This window comes from Stieleria sedimenti (assembly GCF_025060895.1).
Lineage (GTDB): Bacteria > Planctomycetota > Planctomycetia > Pirellulales > Pirellulaceae > Stieleria > Stieleria sedimenti.
This window is the reverse complement of sequence record NZ_JANZKV010000261.1, coordinates 1-19530: the sequence shown is the minus strand read 5'-3', so window position 1 is coordinate 19530 and position 19530 is coordinate 1. Positions and strand designations below refer to the sequence as shown.

The 19530-nt window shown below is 60.0% G+C and carries 9 protein-coding genes; 5 read left to right on the top strand and 4 right to left on the bottom strand.

The window, feature by feature from the left end; genetic code table 11:
- Positions 1 to 37: 37 nt before the first annotated feature.
- Together NZK35_RS28665 and NZK35_RS28660 are read right to left on the bottom strand one after the other, a co-directional pair.
- The gene (locus tag NZK35_RS28665) at positions 38 to 2836 is read right to left on the bottom strand and encodes a tetratricopeptide repeat protein (protein WP_259635957.1); all 2799 of its coding nucleotides are present in this window, start codon (positions 2834 to 2836) and stop codon (positions 38 to 40) included.
- Positions 2837 to 3033: 197 nt separating this feature from the next.
- Positions 3034 to 6894 (bottom strand): CRTAC1 family protein, encoded by a 3861-nt coding sequence (locus NZK35_RS28660; RefSeq protein WP_259635956.1) that lies wholly within the window; start codon positions 6892 to 6894, stop codon positions 3034 to 3036.
- Between the two features lie 45 nt (positions 6895 to 6939).
- Here NZK35_RS28660 and NZK35_RS28655 point away from each other — a divergent pair, with 45 nt between their 5' ends.
- Positions 6940 to 7794 (top strand): fumarylacetoacetate hydrolase family protein, encoded by an 855-nt coding sequence (locus NZK35_RS28655; protein ID WP_259635955.1) that lies wholly within the window; start codon positions 6940 to 6942, stop codon positions 7792 to 7794.
- A 125-nt stretch (positions 7795 to 7919) separates the two neighbouring features.
- Complete coding sequence (locus NZK35_RS28650) at positions 7920 to 9494, top strand: aldehyde dehydrogenase (NADP(+)) (RefSeq protein ID WP_259635954.1); 1575 nt, start codon at positions 7920 to 7922, stop codon at positions 9492 to 9494.
- Between the two features lie 220 nt (positions 9495 to 9714).
- Here NZK35_RS28650 and clpB read toward each other — a convergent pair whose 3' ends face one another.
- Both clpB and dnaK read right to left on the bottom strand, forming a co-directional pair.
- Positions 9715 to 12360, bottom strand: a complete 2646-nt coding sequence (clpB, locus tag NZK35_RS28645; RefSeq protein WP_259635953.1) for an ATP-dependent chaperone ClpB — start codon at positions 12358 to 12360, stop codon at positions 9715 to 9717.
- Between the two features lie 309 nt (positions 12361 to 12669).
- Positions 12670 to 14607 (bottom strand): molecular chaperone DnaK, encoded by a 1938-nt coding sequence (gene dnaK, locus NZK35_RS28640; protein WP_259635952.1) that lies wholly within the window; start codon positions 14605 to 14607, stop codon positions 12670 to 12672.
- A 578-nt stretch (positions 14608 to 15185) separates the two neighbouring features.
- On the opposite strand from dnaK, the gene NZK35_RS28635 reads away from it, so the two are divergent.
- The 3 genes from NZK35_RS28635 to NZK35_RS28625 all read left to right on the top strand — a co-directional run bounded on the left by NZK35_RS28635 (position 15186) and on the right by NZK35_RS28625 (position 19363).
- Complete coding sequence (locus tag NZK35_RS28635; protein WP_259635951.1) at positions 15186 to 15827, top strand: RNA polymerase sigma factor; 642 nt, start codon at positions 15186 to 15188, stop codon at positions 15825 to 15827.
- Positions 15824 to 17407 carry a serine/threonine protein kinase gene (locus NZK35_RS28630; protein ID WP_259635950.1) on the top strand — a complete coding sequence of 528 codons (1584 nt, stop codon included), beginning with the start codon at positions 15824 to 15826 and terminating at the stop codon, positions 17405 to 17407. The genes NZK35_RS28635 and NZK35_RS28630 overlap by 4 nt, the downstream gene beginning before the upstream one ends.
- Positions 17408 to 17617: 210 nt before the next feature.
- Positions 17618 to 19363, top strand: coding sequence for a hypothetical protein (locus NZK35_RS28625; protein WP_259635949.1), 1746 nt, complete (start codon positions 17618 to 17620; stop codon positions 19361 to 19363).
- Positions 19364 to 19530: the final 167 nt, after the last annotated feature.

Here is a 19530-nt window from a genome sequence, read left to right as displayed (position 1 = left end):
TGCAGCGATGACGCGTCTGGAAGCCTGTCCCACTGCTTCAATCGCGATGCAAGTCATAGATCACGAGGGCCTCGGCCGCATGGCTGGCGGCCGGGTACTTGCGCCGCGCCGCCGGCAACGCGACAGCCGATGCATTGTCATCGAGTTTGTATCGATCATGCAATCGGCGATGGTGCTCTTGCGCCGCCCGGTCGCCTGCCAAGCCGGCGATCTTGGCCAGATTGGCGTGTGCGGTGGCGTTTTCCGAGTCCAGTTCCAGCACGCGCGTGAACTCGGCACGTGAGCGTTCCAAGTAGTCTTGGAAAGCCGCTTCGTCTCCCATCACGTCTTTCTGCTGGGCGATATCCAACAGCGCGAGTGCCAATTCGTTGCGAACGACGTAGTCCAGTGAAAAATCAAACCCCCGCTCGGGGACGCGCGTGTCCAGCGTGCCCTGCAGCAGTTTGGCGGCGGTCTCCAGGTTCCCCTGCTGTCGGTTCACCACGCCGCTCAGCCAAGCGTGTGTCCACGACGGCGGCGGGGGATCCATTTCGAGCGCCTCGGTCAAGCTGTCGGTTGCACCGTCCAAGTCACCTTCGGCAAACTGAACCCGCGCCAGATTCATCGGGCCGTCGGAACGTCCCAACTGGCCGACCCTGGTGAACGCTTCGGCGGCTTGTTTCTGTTCGGCTCTGCCCCTGAGCAACATGCCGATCCCGTAATCGTTCCAACGCTGCCAGGTCGGAATCGGTGGCTGGTCATCGGATGCTTCGGCCAGCGCCCATTGGGCGTCCAGCTCGACGTGCTCGTCGGTAACCGTCAGTGTGACCGCATCACGAGCGATTTCGATGATCGGCAAATCGTTGGGGTCGCCGACGTTGCCCAGGTCGAGCGGGTCGCGCTCGGGATCGCGATCGGCGCGGATGTAATCCAAATATTCGGTGTCAAACTTTCGATACAACAGCCGCGCCGTGATCTCGATCGGCGCATTTGATTCCTGGGGGACGTTCAGCAGGTAGTGCACCGTTTGGCCGGCCCCCGGTGGGATTTGGTGTGCGTACAGCACGGTAAAAATATCTTGGGCGTTGCGCCGATTGATGCGATTGCCTTCGCGGTCGACGACGAAGTTATTGACGAAGTGGGACCACTCGTCGACCCGTTCGCGCTCGTCACGACTGCCGCTCTTGCCGATCACCTTGCCGTCTTGAATCGCGGTGAACTCGATCCAAATCTGATTCGAATCGGTGGTGCCTTGGGTGAAATGGTGACCCAGGGTTAACGTTCGCAGCACGGTCTCGATCAGGTAGGACTCGCCCTTGACGACGCTGGCTCCCTGGTTGGGCAGCGGCGCGATCAGTTCGCCTTCGATCGACCCTCCGCGCCGCAGGCCGAACAGGTCCAGGCGCAGCGAACCCTCGAGCAACTTGCGATGCGCCTCGATGCCGTCCAGGTCACCGGTCCAGTAGGACAAGGCGGAATTGGCACTGGGGAACCGATGGTCATGGACGGCTAAACCGCCCAGTTCGGCGTTGTACTTGGCACCGAACTGGTCACTGGCACGCGGCGGCATGTGGCATTCGTTACAGTTCTCTTGTGCCTTGGGCGGATAATAGAAACTCCGCGCCCCGTGCCCGGACACGCCGCTGAGCAGATAGCTGTCGTAGTGGTTTTGCCCACGCAGCCAGTCTTTGTAATGGGTCAATTCGCCGGGCAGAGAAACCTTGTGACAGGTGCCACAGAACTCAGCGGTCTTGTGAAACGGTTTCAGCATTTCAGACTTGTGGAAAGCCGGTTTCGCCTTGACCATCAAATCGCTCAACGATTGCAGCACGCCGTGATCGCTGTAGGCAAAGGGGTAGTGTCGAGGTTCGTCGATCGTGTAATCCGCGTTGCCGACGTGTGAATCGATCGATTGAATCGCGTGACAGGAGGTGCAGGTGATTCCGGCGTGGGCGGTCACGTCGTCGACATCGTCGTAATTCGGATCGTCGAATTTGCCTGAAAAGAAGGGGACCGGATCGTGACATCCGGCGCACCATCGCGAGGCTTGGACGGAACCGTCGCGTTGGGCGGCCACTCGTCGTGTCTCGCGGACCGACGCGCGATAGGCCGGGTTATTGAAACTGCTTAATTTGTGAACGCTGTGAACCCAGTCTTCGTGGATGTCGCTATGACAGCGCAGACAGTAATCGTCGTTCTGTAAGACGTCTTGCGAAATGAATTTGCCCGTCGCCGTCGACGCGAGCGAAGGCTGGAAGTACTTGTCGCCTTCGACCGGCGCGATGCCTTCGCTGATCCGTGGGTCGCTCGCTTGGAACGCCACCATCACGGCCACGAAACAGCCGATCGCCACCGCGACGCGACGTCCGATGTGCCACTTGATCCTAGGACCGACCAAGCGATGCAGCCAGTACAGCCAAATGGCGATCAGCGGGGTCAGCAAATGCGCCCAGTAGATGACGCTTCGGACCGACGGGTTGACGATGTTGAGCGAGCCGATCCGCGTCAGCAACACGCCGCTGATCAGAATGATCAATGCGACCGCCAGCAACGCGTAACCGATCTTGACCGCGCGGCGATTGCGTCGATCCTTTGCACGCCACATGTGCGCGAATCCAAAAATCACCACCGGCAGGATCAGCAACAGACCGAGCCCGAGATGGCCCAGGAACATCAACTGATAAAAGTGCGACTCGTAGACCTGGCCGGTGAAAACCTGCAGCCACGTGACGCCGGTCAGGTAAAGCCCGTTGGCAGCCAGCACACCGAACAGCGTCAACACGACGTACAGCAAGACTCGCAAGCGAGGCGTGATGACGCGTCGAGGTTTCTTGGGGGTGGCAGGAGATGCGGTCATGGGAAAAGCGGAGGGAGGTTGTGGCAGTGGGGGGCTGGCGGCAAACGGCTGATCTTTCGGTGACGCCTCAATACGTTCTCCGCCACAGTCCATTGTTGCGGCGAATCTGATTCGCTCCACCAATCACGACGCAACCAAACCGCTTTCGGTTTGGTCCGTCCGCTCCCGATGCGACGTTTTTCCGCGGCTCGGTCCTGCTAACCGGCATCGACGGTCGTCAAAAACGGTTTGTTGCTCGGCAGACCGCGATTCCAAAACGCTCGGAACGACTGACGGCGACGCAGCGAATCGGCGTTCTTGCGTTCGACCGCGTCAAACTGATCGGCCGACTCGGCCGTCGGGGGGTAGCCACGCATGTCCCGAATCGGCAACGGTCCGATGGATTGCCCGGTCAGGGTGTTGAGGTCCGCGTCCTTGTCCCAGCCCACGCAGTGCAAGATGAAATCGCGTTTCCAACCCTCCGGCAGCGTTTGCTCGGGGGCGCGAAACCGCATCCGGATTTCATCGCCGCCGCTGATCACGACCATCGAGTCATCCCAGTCGCGTAGTCGGTCGCTGCAGTCGCCGAATTGTGTCACGGTCCCACGCAGCGGCGGCCATTTCGGTTGCGAATCGGCTTGCCCGTAGTCATAGGTTTCCGGACGCGTCGAGTCCGCTTGGATGCGTTTGGAAAACCCATGGAAAGCGACTTCGGCGTCGATCAACGGCATCGGCTGGGTCACGCTGGACGCCGGATCGTCCTGGATCGCCAGCGAGGCCGCGTCCCAATAGATTTGCGCACTGGTCCGCACGCGAAGGCGTGGATCGTGCGGCTGCAGGTGCTCGGAAACTTCGACGACGATCGTCTTGGTCTTGCCGCCCGGAAAGCCCATGAACTCGATGGCGTTTCGCCAACCCGATTCGGCCGACGCATCGGGCACCCACACCGACGGAAATTCGATCGCCGGCAGTTCGGGGTTTTGGTCGATTTGAATGTTCAACGACGTGTCGGTCGGCAAGATCCAACCGCGGAGCACGAGATAGACCGCCGCGTTGTCGTCGCCGCTGAGCCGTTGCTTGACCGCGTCACCGAAATCCAAATCGATCCAGTGTGGCGGGCAAAGTCCTTGTCGAATCCGTCGGTCGAAGCCTTGAACGTAGCGTTCATCGGCCGAGGTCAACCATTCCGTCACGTCGTTTGCCCGGGTGTCCGAAGCGACAGCGACCGGATGCAATTCGTTTTCATCAAAGGAAAAAATGGTGGGTGTCGCGACGCTGGGGGGGCCGACTTTTTCGTTGGAATAGATCGCGACGTCGGCGGGATGGTCGACGGCCGTCAATTCAATTTTGTCGACGTAGGCGACTTCCCACAGTTCTTCGGTCAGCCGAAACTCGTATTCGCCGTTTTTATTTTGCCGCACCAGATCGCCGTCAATTTTCAGATACTCCCACGGCCGATCCGGCTGAACGACGCCGGCGGCGACTTGTAGTCCCAACGGAGCCGCCCACAAGCAATCGGTGACAAATGCAAACCGCTCTCCGTCCCAGCTGTACAGGTACGGGCACGATCCCTTCAGCGTTTGCTCTTCTTCGATGATGGAGTCGACCTCGGGGCTGCGGATCGTTTGCGTCAATCCATTGGGCATGATGACACGGATGGTGTCGGCCGAGTCGAATCCGTCCATGCCGAAATGCGTCGCCGGTCCGCGGACGATCCGGCTTCGATAGTGCGGCCCGAATCGCAGTTCCAGCACCGATCCGATGGCGTAGTGGTTCACACGTCCGCTCGCCGCGGCGTTGTCGGCGATGCCTTTGAAGCGAACCGAGATCTGGTGCGCGTCGCCGGCGGACTGGTTGATGCCGACTCGGATGTCATCGCCGCTGAGCGAGACGAGGTCGATGCGGCCATCGCTGTTGAAGTCGGCTGCGGCGCCGCCCGTCAGGTTCTCGGGCAGTTCGGTGTCCGTGTTGACGACGTTGATTCCCCAGGGGCCGAGTTTCAACGTTTGTGCCGCCTTGGTTGATGACGCCGGGCCGATCAACTCGAGATAGGAATCGTTGTCAAAGTCGGCCATGGCCGGCCGCGATTGAAAGCCTGGCCCCGTTTCGACACGGTCGACGGTCCAGACGCCGATGTCGGCTGAGTTTCCGAAGGCGACCATCGATTGTTGGCTGGACGTCGTGATGACATCCCAGCCGACGTTGGCGTCCACGTCTTCGACCACGATGCTCAGTGAACGATCGTCTTCGGCGACCGGCAGCGTCGGCACGTCGTCCAACGTTCGGAAGCGGAATTGCAGGTGCAGCAGGTTTTCCAAGATGCTGACGCGTCCGGACTGGTGGATGGCCAGGACGTCCAGGTCGATGTCGCGATCCAGGTCGGCAATCGTCATGTCGGCGATCGGATCGTCGGCGTCTACGGTGCTGGTTCCGATGGGAGCTTCGAAAAAGGTCCGGTTGCCGCGATTGATCCAGACACGGATCTGGCCGTCCGCCGGCGCGACGATCAAATCCAAGTCTCCATCGCCTTCCAAGTCGCCGGTCGTCACGGCCGTAATCGCCGGCAGATCTTCCAGCCCGGTCGTCTTTTCGACCCACGTCAATCGCTTGTCGGCGGGAGTTTCGCTGCGGGTATCGATCTGAATCAGACGCAAACCGAACGAGCCGTACGCGATCAGGGCCGGCAATGTGTCGTGGCGGACTTTGGTCGAATAGTCTCGCTCGGTTTCATTGCCGGTGACCGGTCCGCTGCGTTTGATGCGATCGGAATCACTGCTGTCGACCATGAATAAATCCGCGGCCACCAAACCGCTCGGTGTGACACCGAGATCGAGTTCGGCGATCGCGTCCCAGGTGTCGCCTTGCTGCGTCAGCAAACTCAGTTTTCCGTCGCTGGTGACGGCGGCCAGATCCATTTTGAAATCCAGATCGGCGTCCAGGGGCAACACCCGTGCGGCGTCACCGGCGGACGAAAACTCAAATGAGATCGTGGCTTCGTCGCCGGCGATCGGTTTGGCGGTGGCGATTTCGGCGCTCAGCTGACGGACGGTGTTGAAGTTCAGTCGGTCCAACGGGTGTGGCGACGTCCGGCGCCGATCGGTGCGGACAATCTCCAACGGGTTCAGGACGTTGGACCACAAGACCGAGGACTGGTCGGCTTTGGCCCAGTCCCCCTTCTCGATCGCCGCTTTGATTTGATTGACCAGGTCTTCGGGCGAAAGACCGATCGGTTTGGTGTAGGCGGCCAAGGTCGGTTCGACGGCTTGGGCCAGACGCCAGGTGCGATCGACCAGTTCGGCAGCGGAGGGATCTTGGTTGTCGATCGCCAACCGCAGTGCCCGCAGCGCCAGGAACAGATTGTCATCGTTTTCGTCGGAAAGTCTTTGCAGCGACTTGGCAGCCGGTTTCAAGACGGAATCCGGTAGCCCATCGACGGGGTCGGACATTTTTTCCAACAGGTCGATCAGCGGTCCGCCCAAGATGACGGTCCTGGGGTCGTCTCCCATCGGTCCATCGATGGCTTGGGTCAGACGGTTGAACAGATCGCGGCGCAGCGATTTGCCGATCGTCGCCCCCAGCAGCGCCGCCTCGTGAGCGTCGATGCGGCTGTTCAGCCATCGTTTGGTGATCTCGTCGCCGGAATTCTTCTGATAATCTTCGATCGCCTTGCGCGCCGCTTCGATCGCGTCGGGAAGCCGCGACCGCGCCGCCTGTTTTTCTTCGCCGGATTTGACCGAGTCGGTCGCCGCGGCGGTCAGCATGTCGACCGCCAGCACGGCGTTGAGCGCCCGGTTGAGTGCCACCGAGGGGTCGTCGGAAAACTGATTTCGCAGCCCCGACCAGAGTTGTTCGGCTTGCTCGGGTTCCATGTTTTCCGTCGCCGCGAGCGCCTGATTGATTTTTACCAGGTTCGCCTCCGATTCACTGTTGAGCGGTGGCGTGGTACCGTTTCCGTTTCCGCCAGGGTCTCGAGTGCAGCTGCAACCGGCAAACGTCATCGTGATGGTTGTTGCGACCGCGGCGAAGGCGAAGGTCAACCGCCGATGCAGGCTCGGGCGGTTCGTCGGGGGTACGTTCACGATGTATGCCATCCGTTGGGACCATTCATTAATAAGGTTTGACATATGAAAGTAGCAAAATTCTTTGATGCTTCCGACACGATTCGCGTCGGACTGGTCCGCGAAAACGAATTATTTCCGTTGGTGATGACCGATCAAATCGCCAGCCTGTCGGATCTGATCGCCCATTCCACGCCAATTGCCGCTGCCGAGTCCCTACAAACCGAAGCCGCGATCGAGATCGATGAGCAACTGCGATGGCTGCCCCCGATCGACCATCAGGAAGTCTGGGCGGCCGGCGTCACCTACAAGCGTTCTCAAACGGCACGGATGGAGGAGTCCGAAGCCGCTGCGTCGTGCTACGACCGGGTCTACAACGCCGATCGCCCCGAATTGTTTTTCAAAGCAACTCCCCATCGTGTGTCCGGTTACGGGCAACCGCTGCGGATTCGATCGGATGCCAGCTGGAACGTGCCCGAACCCGAAATCACGCTGGTGATCAGCCCCCAAATGCGGATCGTGGGATTGACCGTGGGCAATGACATGAGTTCGCGAGACATCGAGGGCGAAAACCCGCTCTACCTGCCGCAAGCGAAGTGTTATGACCAATGCGCCGGACTGGGGCCATGGATCACCTTGTTCGACGCCTTGCCGCCGGCGGATTCGATCGGCGTGGACTTGCAGATCGTCCGCGACGGCCAGACGGTTTTCGATCAACAGACCAGCGGCGGCCAGATGGCACGAACGTTTGAAAACCTGGTCGACTGGCTCGCCAGAGACAATTCGTTCCCCGCCGGTGCGTTTCTGATGACCGGGACGGGGATCGTCCCCACCAGCGATTTCACACTGCTGCCCGGCGACATCGTCAATATCACCATCGACGGCGTCGGCACGCTCAGTAATCCGATCATTCAGGGGTAAACGAACGTGGGATAGGCTTCCAGGCTCGTCAGCCCCAGCATTGACAGGCTGGAAGCCTATCCCACCTTTCGCCCGTCGGCTGATACTCTTTCCAACTCCAATCTCAACCCATCGACAATCTTATCATGACCGCAAAAGTACTCCTCGCCGGAACCTGGCGCGACGCCGATTCGGTCGGCACGTTCCAAGCGACCAACCCGAACACCAACGAAAAGCTGCCCGCCGAGTTTCCGATCAGTTCGTGGGCCGATTGCGATGCCGCGCTGGATGCCGCCGCCGAAGCGGCTCGCGAAATGCGAACGCTTCCCGCGGCGAAGATCGCGGAGTTCTTGGATTTGTACGCCGACAAGATCGATGCGGCCAAAGACAGCTTGGTCGAGGCGGCACACGCCGAAACCGGTCTGGCCAAGTCACCGCGACTCGCCGACGGAGAGTTGCCACGAACCAGTGGTCAACTTCGTTCCGCCGCAGAATCCTGTCGCAGCGGTGATTGGGCGATGGCGACGATCGACACCGCCGCCGGGATTCGCTCCTGCTACGAGCCGCTCGGACCGGTTTGTGTGTTCGGACCCAATAACTTCCCCTTTGCCTTCGGATCGGTTTCCGGCGGGGACTTTGCCGCGGCGATCGCGGCCGGCAATCCCGTCATCGGCAAAGCCAACAGTTCCCACCCCGAAACGACGCGTCTGTTTGCAGGACTGGCATTGGAAGCCGCAAAAGAAACCGGCATGCCCGCCGCAATCGTTCAGTTGATCTATCGCACCGGACATGCCGACGGCGAGCGTTTGGTCGCCGATCCACGCGTCGGTGCGACCGGGTACACCGGCAGCCGGTCGGCCGGACTGAAACTCAAGGCCGCCGCTGACGCGGCCGGCAAACCGATCTATTTGGAACTTTCCAGCGTCAACCCGGTCGTGTTGTTGCCGGGTGCCCTGGCCGCCCGCGGCGACGAGATTGTCGACGAGTTTTGCGGCAGCGCGTTGATGGGATCCGGCCAGTTTTGCACCAATCCCGGCGTGGTGCTGGCGATCGCCGGCGAGGGTACCGACAAATTCATCGCCGCGGTCAAAGAACGCTTTGCCGGATCGCCCGCCGGAACCCTGTTGTCACCCGCCGTTGCCGGAAGCTTGAAAGACAGCATCGAGAAACTCTGCTCGTTTGGCGCCGAGTTGTTGGTCGGCGGCGGCGACGTCGAAGCCGGCCGATGTGCGCTGGCCAACACGTTGATGACCGCGACCGGAACACAGTTCCTGGCCGATCCCGAAGGATTTCAAACCGAAGCGTTCGGCAATGCATCATTGGTCGTGGTCACCGAGGACCTGGATGAACTCTGCAACGTCGTGGCCAGTTTGGAAGGCAACTTGACCGGCTGCGTTTACAGCGATCCGGCCGGCAGCGACGATGCGTCGTACGATCAGGTGGCGTTCGAATTGACGCCGAAGGTCGGGCGGGTGCTCAACGACAAGATGCCGACCGGAGTCGCCGTCTCGGCCGCGATGAATCACGGCGGCCCCTTTCCCGCGACCGGGCACCCGGGTTTCACCGCCGTCGGCGTCCCCGGATCGTTGCTGCGGTTCGGGAAACTGACCAGCTACGACAACGTCCGGCCGGAACGATTACCGGCGTTGTTGGCGGACAAGAACCCGACCGGCCAAACCCCACGCCGCATCGACGGCGTGTGGACAACGGCGGATCTGTAGTCTGACTTGTCGCGGCAGTGGGGTAGGGCATGCTGTGCATGCCAACGGGCCTCTCCCGACCTGCGCCTTGAGGCCATTTTCGTTTCGCTGCGGAGCAGCGAAACGGGCGGCTGAAGCCTGCACACCAGCGCACGTTGGTGTTTAGCCTTGAGGCGATCCCCGGTCGCTGCGGAGCAGCGAAACGGGCGGCTGAAGCCTGCACACCAGCGCACGTTGGTGTTTACCCGAACACGTAGTTCACTCCGTCATGGTCGACCGTGACGGTGCTGCCTTCGGCAAATTCGCTTTTCAGCAGCGCGGTTGCCAGTTCATTTTGAACTTCACGCTGGATCACGCGTTTGAGCGGGCGTGCACCGTAGGTCGGGTCGTAGCCGGTCTTGGCGATCTCATCAATGGCCGCATCGGTGACCTCAAGCGTCAGCCCGTTGTCGTGCAAGCGGCGTCCGAGATGGGCGAGTTGCAGTTTGACGATCTGGCGGATTTGGGCTTGATTCAACGGACGGAAAATGACGGTGTCGTCGATGCGGTTGAGGAACTCGGGCAAGAACCGAGTGCGCAAGGCCTGTTCCACGGCCTCCCGCATCTCCTCCTCGCCTCCGCCGTCGGCCGCGATCTGTTGGATCTCTTGGCTTCCCGCGTTGCTGGTCATCACGATCACCGCGTTGGTAAAGTTCACCGTGCGTCCGTGACCATCGGTCAGCCGGCCGTCGTCCAACACCTGCAGCAAGATGTTGAACACATCCGGGTGTGCCTTTTCGATTTCATCGAGCAGGATCACGGTGTAGGGGCGTCGACGCACGGCCTCGGTCAACTTTCCGCCTTCTTCGTAGCCGACGTATCCGGGCGGCGCACCGATCATCCGCGCGACGCTATGTCGTTCCATGAATTCGGACATGTCGATCCGCACCATCGCGTTCTCGTCGTCGAACATGATTTCGGCGAGCGCCTTGCACAGTTCCGTCTTGCCGACGCCGGTCGGTCCGAGGAACAAGAAGGATCCGATCGGCCGGTTCGGGTCGGCCAAGCCACTGCGGCTGCGACGGACCGCATCGGAAACGGCTCGCACGGCCTCGTCTTGACCGATGACGCGGGTGTGCAAGCGTTCTTCCATGACCAGCAATTTGGCCCGTTCGGTTTCCATCATTCGGCTTACCGGAACACCGGTCCAAGCTGAAACCACTTCGGCAATTTCCTCCGCCGTCACTTCTCTTCGCAGCAGCCGACGTTCGGGTTCGTCGGACGTTTCTTCGCCGGACGAACCTTGATCGCGTTTCTCGATTTCTTCCAGTTTCGATTCGAGTTCTGCCTGACGCGATTGAACTTCCAACATCTCTCGATACAGGTCTTCGGGGTTTTCTCCGCGAAGCTGAGTCTGCTTGGCTTCGGCGTCGAGCGTTGCGAATCGGTGCGCCAGTGTTTCGGCTTCCTGACGAATGGATTGCACGCCATCGAGCCCGATCTTTTCGCTTTCCCATTGTTCCCGCAGGTCGGCAAGCTCTTTGCCGAGCGATTCCATTTCGGATTGAATCTCTTCGCGGCGGCTCACAATCGAAGCATCACTGGAGTCTTCGTCTTGAAGTTGTCGCTGCGCGAGTTCCAATTGTCGTAACCGGCGTTGGATGCGGTCGATGGGTTCGGGCACGCTTTCTTTTTCCATCGCCAATCGGCTGGTCGCTTCATCGACCAGGTCGATGGCCTTGTCCGGCAAGAAGCGTTCGGTGATGTAACGATCGGCGAGCGTCGCGGCGGCGACCAGGGCGCTGTCGGTGATCCGCACGCCGTGGTGGGATTCGTAGCGTGATTTCAGGCCACGGAGAATTGCGATCGAGTCTTCGACCGATGGCTCTTCGACGTAGACCGGTTGGAATCGCCGTTCCAGTGCGGCGTCTTTTTCGATGTGTTGACGGTATTCGTCCAACGTCGTCGCGCCGACGCAGCGGAGCGCGCCGCGGGCGAGTTCCGGTTTCAACAAGTTGGCCGCGTCGGGTGAACCTTCCGCCTTGCCCGCGCCGACGACCAGGTGAAGTTCGTCGATGAACAGGATCACGCGACCATCGGAATCCTTGACTTCTCGCAGCACGGCTTTGAGGCGTTCTTCGAAATCGCCGCGGAATTTCGCCCCGGCGACCAAGGCTCCCATGTCCAGCGCGATGACCCGTTTGTTTTTCAGACTGGTGGGCACATCGGCTTCGAAAATCCGCAGCGCCAAGCCTTCGGCGATCGCGGTTTTTCCCACACCGGGTTGTCCGATCAGGACGGGATTGTTTTTCGTCCGTCGCGACAAGACTTGGATCACGCGGCGGATCTCGTTGTCCCGGCCGATGACCGGATCGAGTTTTCCGGCGGCGGCGAGTTGGGTCAGATCGACGCCGTACTTCTCGAGCGCCTGATAGGTGTCTTCGGCGTTCTGGTCGGTCACGCGTGCGCTGCCACGGATTTCGCTGGCCGCTTTCAAGACGTCGTCGGCACTGACGCCACACAATGAGAGCAGACTCTGCGCTTTCGTCTTGGCTTTGGTGATCCCCAGCAACAGATGCTCGGTGCTGACGAATTCGTCTTTCAGCGACTGGGCACTGGTGGCGGCTTCGTTGAGGGCCGATTGCAGTTCCGCGGCGATGCCCGGTTGTCGGCCGCCGCTGACCTTGGGCAATTTTTCGAACTCGCTGGCGGTCAGTTCACGCAGTTGATTCGCATCGGCATTCATCTTGGACAACAGCGCGGCCGTGATACCACCGCTTTCGTCGAGCATGGCCGAGAGCAGGTGCAGGGAGGTGATTTCGGGATTGCCGGCCGATGTCGCACGCCCCTGTGCTTCGGCGATCAGGCCTTGGGCTTTGGTGGTCAATTTGTCGAATCGGAAGGTCATCGCGAATGCTCCTGCGTGGGTGACGAAATCGTCTTGGTTGGTCCGCTGTGGTTTGCCGGTGGATCGGTTGGCTGGCTTGGCACTGACTGAGTTAGCGGAACGGCGCGTGCCGTCCGGTCGCGCTTCAAAAACACCGTGAAAAACCGGAGGGCTTGCGCCCTGCCGCTAACAAAAAACACCCTGTTTGGTGGTGATGGGGTTGGGTAGGTGCGTAAAAAAAGACGGGCGACATGACACCCGTCTGTCGTCGCCACCGAGCGGCGGTGTGCCGGTCGGTGGCGTTTGATCGTTCAGACAACCTGTCGTCGTTTAGCTCTTGACTTCGAAGTCGGCGTCGATGGCATCGTCGTCGTCGGAGTCGCCGGCGGGTGAGGCGGCACCGGCGGCCGCGGCGTCTGCGTCGCCACCGGCTGCGGCCGTCTTCTCGTACAAGACTTTGCTGAACGCTTTGGCCGCGGCGTCCAACTCCTCGGTCGCCTGCTTGATGGCATTCACATCGTCGGTACCCGACGCCGTTTTGACTTTTTCGATCGCTTTGTTGAGCGGTTCTTTGTCACCGTCGGAGAGCTTGTCGGCATGTTCGGTCATCTCTTTTTCGAGCTGGTGAACTTGCTGATTCGCCTTGTTGCGGGCTTCGGCCAATTCGAACTGTTTACGGTCTTCTTCGGCGTTTTGCTCGGCATCGCGACGCATCTTTTCGATCTCGTCATCGCTCAGCGCGCCGGCTTCCTTGATTTCGACCTTGGCTTCTTTGCCCGTCTTTAGCTCCTTCGCCGAAACGCTCAAGATGCCGTTTTGGTCGATATCGAACTTGACCTCGATCTGCGGCACGCCGCGCGGTTGCGCGGGAATGTCGTCGAGGTTGAACTCGCCGAGCAGCCGGTTGTTGGCGGCCATCTTGCGTTCCCCTTGGAAAACACGAACGGTCACGGCGGTTTGATTGTCCGCAGCGGTGCTGAAGACGTTTTTCTTTTCGACCGGGACGGTGGTGTTGCGTTCGACCAGCGGGGTCATCACGCCGCCTTCGGTTTCGATTCCCAAGGTCAGCGGCGCCACGTCGAGCAACAGGACGTCGGTCCGGTCGCCGGCCAGCACGCTGCCCTGGATCGCGGCACCGATGGCGACGACTTCGTCCGGGTTGACGCCCTGGTGGGGCTCTTTGTTGAAGATCTTTTTGACGAGTTCGCGGACCTTGGGAACACGCGTGCTACCTCCGACCAGGACGATCTCGTCGATGTCGCTCGGTGAGAACCCGGCGTCCTTGAGGGCATCCAAGACGGGTTTCTTACATTTTTCGACCAAATCATCGATCAGCTCTTCGAACTTGCTGCGAGTGATCTTCATCGTCAAGTGCTTCGGACCGGCTTGGTCCATCGTGATGAAGGGCAGATTGATGTCGGTCTCGGGAAGGCTCGACAGTTCCTTCTTGGCCTTTTCACACGCTTCTTGCAAACGCTGCAACGCCATCGGGTCGTTGCGAAGGTCGATCGCGTTTTCTTTCTTGAATTCGTCGGCAACGTAGTTGATCAACGCTTCGTCAAAGTCGTCACCGCCCAGGTGGGTGTTTCCGTGGGTGCTGATGACCTGAAAGACGCGACTTTCGTTTTCTTCGTCACCACTGTCGGCGACTTCCAAAACGGAAACGTCGAAGGTACCGCCACCGAGGTCAAAGACGATGATCTTTTCGTCCTTGGCTTTGTCGAGTCCATAAGCAAGTGCGGCCGCGGTCGGCTCGTTGATGATCCGCGCGACCTCCAGCCCGGCGATCTGGCCGGCGTCCTTGGTCGCTTGACGCTGCGCGTCGTTGAAGTAGGCGGGGACCGTGATCACGGCCTTGTTGACCTTGTGACCGAGATAAGACTCGGCAGATTCCTTGAGCTTGCGGAGCACCTTGGCCGAGATCTCCTGCGGCGTGAAGGTCTCGTCGCCGACTTCGATCTTGACGTACTCGTTGGCAGCCCCGGTGACACCGTAGGGGACCATCTTTTCTTCCGACTCGACCTCGTGATGGCGTCGACCCATAAAACGCTTGGCCGAATAGACGGTGCGTTTGGGGTTGGTGACCGCTTGGCGTCGTGCGGGTTCGCCGACAATCGTTTCCTTCTTGTCGGTAAACGCGACCACACTCGGCGTCAGCCGGTTGCCTTCGGCGTTGGGAATGACTTTCGGCTCACTGCCTTCCATGATGGCGACCACACTGTTGGTCGTCCCGAGGTCAATGCCGATGATTTTTTCGCCCTGAGCCATAACGCTTCATCTCCGTGAAAGGTGGATTGTTCGAGTGGATTCGGCCATCGCGTTTCCCATCTCTGAGAGGAACGCTTGGGGGCCGTCGTTGGGTTGTGCTGAACGTGTCAATGTTGATGGTGTTCAATTCAGGCGACCGCCGTCCGATCTGCCTGTCGTTTTCGCCTGCTGAGGCGTCGGTGTAATCGAAAAGCAAAGGACGTGCCAGTCGATGCGTCGTTACGCGAGAAATGCCGGTCTGCCACGTGGGGCGAGGCGTTTTTCTCGTAAAAAGCAAGCTTTGCAGCGAACGAATCTCCGCAAAAACCTTTTTTGGCAGCGTCGCCGGTAGGCGGTTTTGGGGCCTCAGACAGGCAATGCCAGATTGACAGCTGTCGACCGAGGCGCCACTTCAGCGCGCGCCGGGGATGGTCCAGCGCAGCAAAGACGTGACGCCCGGCGAAGGCCGCACACCGACAGACTCAACGCAGATGCGACATTCTCGTCATCGGGAAAGATTTCTTGTCAGAATTCATCCCCAGACGGGTCTTTTACGTGTTCCCCCACACGATCTCCTCCGTTCTGCGAGAATCGATTGAATGCATCCTTGGCCTGATACCGAACCGAAACTCGTCCGGCGTTTGGCGGATTCGCGAGACGATGCGGCGTGGAACCGCTTCGATACGCTCTATCGCCCTGTGATTTATCGCTACGCCAGGGGCCGTGGGTTGCAACACAACGATGCCGAAACCTTGGTGGCCGAGGTGATGTCACGGGTGTTTCGCGCCGCCAGTCGGTGGTCCAGCCATGCCGAGCAAGACACCCCTTCCCGTCCCCAACGATTTCGAGCTTGGCTGCGACGCATCGCCGAGAACGCCTTGCTGAATTTGGTCACACGCCAACTCTCCAAACGCGGCACCGGAGGCACCAGCGCCCAGATTTCGTTGTCGCAACGGGCACACGCTGATGACGCGTCGCGGATCGAGTGGGACCGACAGCACCAACAGCATTTGTTCGTCACCGCCGCCGGGAACGTCCAGTCCCGGGTCGATGCGGAGCATTGGGAAATCTTTTGGCAAACCCACGTTGACGGCCTTTCGATCGAACAGGCCGCCCTGCAATCGGGCCGCTCGATCGGATCGGTCTATGCGATCCGCAGCCGGATTGTCCGTCGGCTGCGCGATGCCGTGACGCGGATCGAACAACTTGAAGACGCCGGTCTGACGGAGGACTCGCGATGACCGATCAAGCGAGCTGCCCCGAGGAAGCCATCTGGCGAGATTGGCTGACCGGCAGCGGCAACGTTGCCGTGGACGAAATGGTACTACAGAGCCATCTGGATGTTTGCGAGCGGTGCCAGGGCATGGTGGCGCGTTTGTCGGCCGACGATCCGTTCCTCTGTCAGTCTCGCGAGGCGCTTCGATCGACAGGGCTGACCAGTCACGATTGGCAGGTGGGCGATGCCGACGGTGCGGATCGGTCGCGTAGCGAATCATCCAGCCCGGCGATCGTTTCGCTCGTGCAAACCCTGCTCGGTCCCACCGAAGACGAACGGTCGCTCGGTCGCCTGGGACGATTCGAAATTTTGGGCGTGGTCGGCAGCGGCGGCATGGGAATCGTGCTCAAGGCACGTAGCATCGACATGGATCGTGTCGTCGCGATCAAAATTCCACAGCCCCAGTACTGGCAATCCCCGGAGACGTTGCTGACGCTTGAACGCGAAGCCCGCTCGGCGGCCGCGGTCGTGCATCCCAACGTGATCTCGATTTATCACGTCGATCGATACCGCGACGTTCCCTATCTGGTGATGCCGTATTTGGCCGGGCAGTCCTTGGAACAGCGGATTCGCGATTCGGGTCCGATGCCGCTCGATGAAACGCTACGGATCACACGTCAAGTTGCGTCCGCGCTGGCGGCGGCACATGCCTGCGGTGTCGTGCACCGAGATGTCAAACCCGCCAACATTCTGTTGAACGCCGGAACCGAACGTGCGGTGTTGTCGGATTTCGGCTTGGCCAAAGTGCAAACCGATGCGACGTGCACCGCGACAGGAACATTTGCCGGCACGCCGATTTATCTGTCGCCCGAACAAGCCTCCGGCTGCGGCGCCGGCCCGGCCGGCGACATCTATTCGTTGGGGACGGTGCTGTGGACGATGTTGGTCGGCCAGCCGCCGATGTCCGGCATGCACACGCACGCGATCGTTCGTCGCATCGCCGATTCCCAGCTGCCCAATCTTGCCGATCATTGCCGCAACCTACCCGACTGGGTGAATCGATTGATCGCCAAGCTTCACGCCGACGTCCCCGCCGATCGTCCGTCGGCTGAACAGCTGACTCAGTGGATCGAAGCCTGCCAGCGACACCTCGCCGAAGGCGGGTCCGCCCCGATTCCCAAGGAGTTGTCCGTGAGCGAAACAAAGCGGAAACGCACTACGTCGATCGTTGCAATTTGCTTGGCGACACTGCTGATCGCGGGAGCGGGCTGGATGATGTTTGATGCAGTCGGAGGTGTTTCCGGCACCGCAACGCCTCAACTAAACCCACAAGCAGTGCAACCGCAAGCAGTGCAACCGCAAGCAGTGCAACCGCAAGCAGTGCAACCGCAAGCAGTGCAACCGCAAGCAGTGCAACCCACGGAATCTGGTTCGTCTGAATCGACGGAGACGGCGGAATTCGCCGTCCCGCCGCAATCGAATTCGATTGCGGATGAAACCGACCGCTATCTCGATCAACTCCAAACGGAACTTGATCAGTTGAACCAAACCACGCTGCCGCGTTGGGAATCCAAACTGCAATCCCTACTCCCTGATCCGCCTTGAGAGCCAGCCAGTGGGCCTCGTCGTTGCGGGAAACAGGTAAGAAGATTTTGGAGGTAAGAAGATTTCGGAATGCACTATCAACGCCATTGAGCCAATTTTCCTACCTCCAAAATTTTCCTGCCTCTCCACGCAGCCGCCCGGGATTTGAACCCATCGAATTTCCCCGATCGAAACGTCTCCAATGAATACGCTTATCAACGGAATCGACTCATGAATCGCACGACCCTCTTGATCTTCTTCTGTTGCCTGTTCGCGACCCCAATCGCCGCCGCCGTCGACATCACATTCGTGACACCCGACGATCAGCCGGCCGGTGGCACCAAGTTCTATCGCACCTATCAAGATCCGGGGATGGGGTACGGAGGAATGGATATGGAAATGGAAATGATGAGCGACATGGGCGACATGATGATGGGCAGCGGAGGCGGCGCCGACGAGTATGGCATGGACGAAGGTATGGACATGGGAATGGGAGCCGGTATGGGCATGGACGAGGGTTACAGCATGGACATGGGATATGAAGAGATGCAACCGGGAGATTCTGCTTCCGCTCCACACCTCGCGTTTCTTGACGGCAAGCCACTGCAACCGATGACCTCGCCGCTGGGCGAACTGTTGACCGCCGAGGACGACGGAACTGTTGAACTGGACAAGGACAGCCGAAGACGCAATCGCGGCGTCGGCGTGCATGCGGTGTCGGCATTGGCCGTCCATCAATCGGGTTTCAGCTTCATCCCTAAGGGTACGACGCTCTCAGCAAGGGTCACACTGCGCAGTGGGGGAAAGATCATCGTCTCCCCGCCGTCGGGCATCGACAGCTCGCGGTACCAAGTCCTGACGTGTTGGCAAAACGGCTTCGCCTATCCCAGCTTGCAAGAATACAAACAGGAACTCAATCCGTCACAGACGTTGGGCAAACAACTTGATGTCGACGACTGGCGATTCAGTCCACGGTTTCGATGGTACCAGGCTGCCGAATTGGGCGAAGTGATCTCGGTCCCGCCGGGAGAGGTTCGGGTGGCGATCGTGCCAAGACATTCCCTTGAATTGGAGCAATCGAAGGTCAATACGAAACGGTTGTTCAAGCTTTTGACCAGCGGCGGTCCCAGCACGATTGTTTTGGTTTCCGGAAAGTCGCCCGAGCCGATCACCGTTGACTTTCCGCCCCTGCGATCGTTGATTCTGCGCGCCCCGGAAAAGCGTGACGACGCGCTGCCCGAATGGGGTGATCAACCGTCGCCCCGCTACCACCTCGAAACCTTTCGTCGCCAATCCTTCGGGGACACGCCAACGCTGACGACACCTCCCGCTTCGGCCGTGACCTCGCGGTCGACGATGGCCAAGTTCTTGAACGAACATCGTGACCAGCGGGCTGCCTATCAACACGTGCGTTTGCCTTCATCGACCGATGGCAGAAACATACGATTTGATCTGCTGCGGCCCGGTTGGTACGTCGTCATCAAGCCGATTGAAGATGAGATGGAGGTTCGTGGGATTCCCATCACAAATTGGGAACACGGCGACGGAGTCACCACAGCCGTGTTGGCAGACGGAAAAGTCAAAGGAGTCGAGGGAGCGTTCGAATTGTCGGTCTCCGATCAGGGCGCGGCGACGTTCCGGTCAAACGGATCCTCGGCAAGCTTCGCCGATAACGCAGCCAGCATCCAACGGTCCGACGCCGAGAAGTTGAAGCTCGTCCAAACGCTGCGACGCGACATCGAAGCGACGGTGGCGCGACTCGTGCAGCATCGAAAGCGGTTGCTGGAACTCGAAGCCAAACTGCAACAGAACGTGTCGCCGGTCAATCCCAACCAGGATCCGTTCGGCGGACCGGATACGATGGAAGACCCCTTCGGCGGGCCAAGCGGCGGTGCCGATCCGTTCGGCGGTGGCGGTGGAGTTCCCAGCGATGATCCGTTCGGCGGCGGCGCGGCCCAAGCGGATCCGTTCGGTTGAGGGGACGATCCCGGAGGGATGACAGCAAGTAGCCGGAGGTAAGCGCAGCGACACCTCCGGGATTCCGAACCGAACTCCTCAGCGACCCCGGATGGGGTCGAAGCAAATCGAGAGAGACGAAAGCTCAGGATCGAATGCCGCGGGCAGGAGTGTTGGTGTGCAGGCTT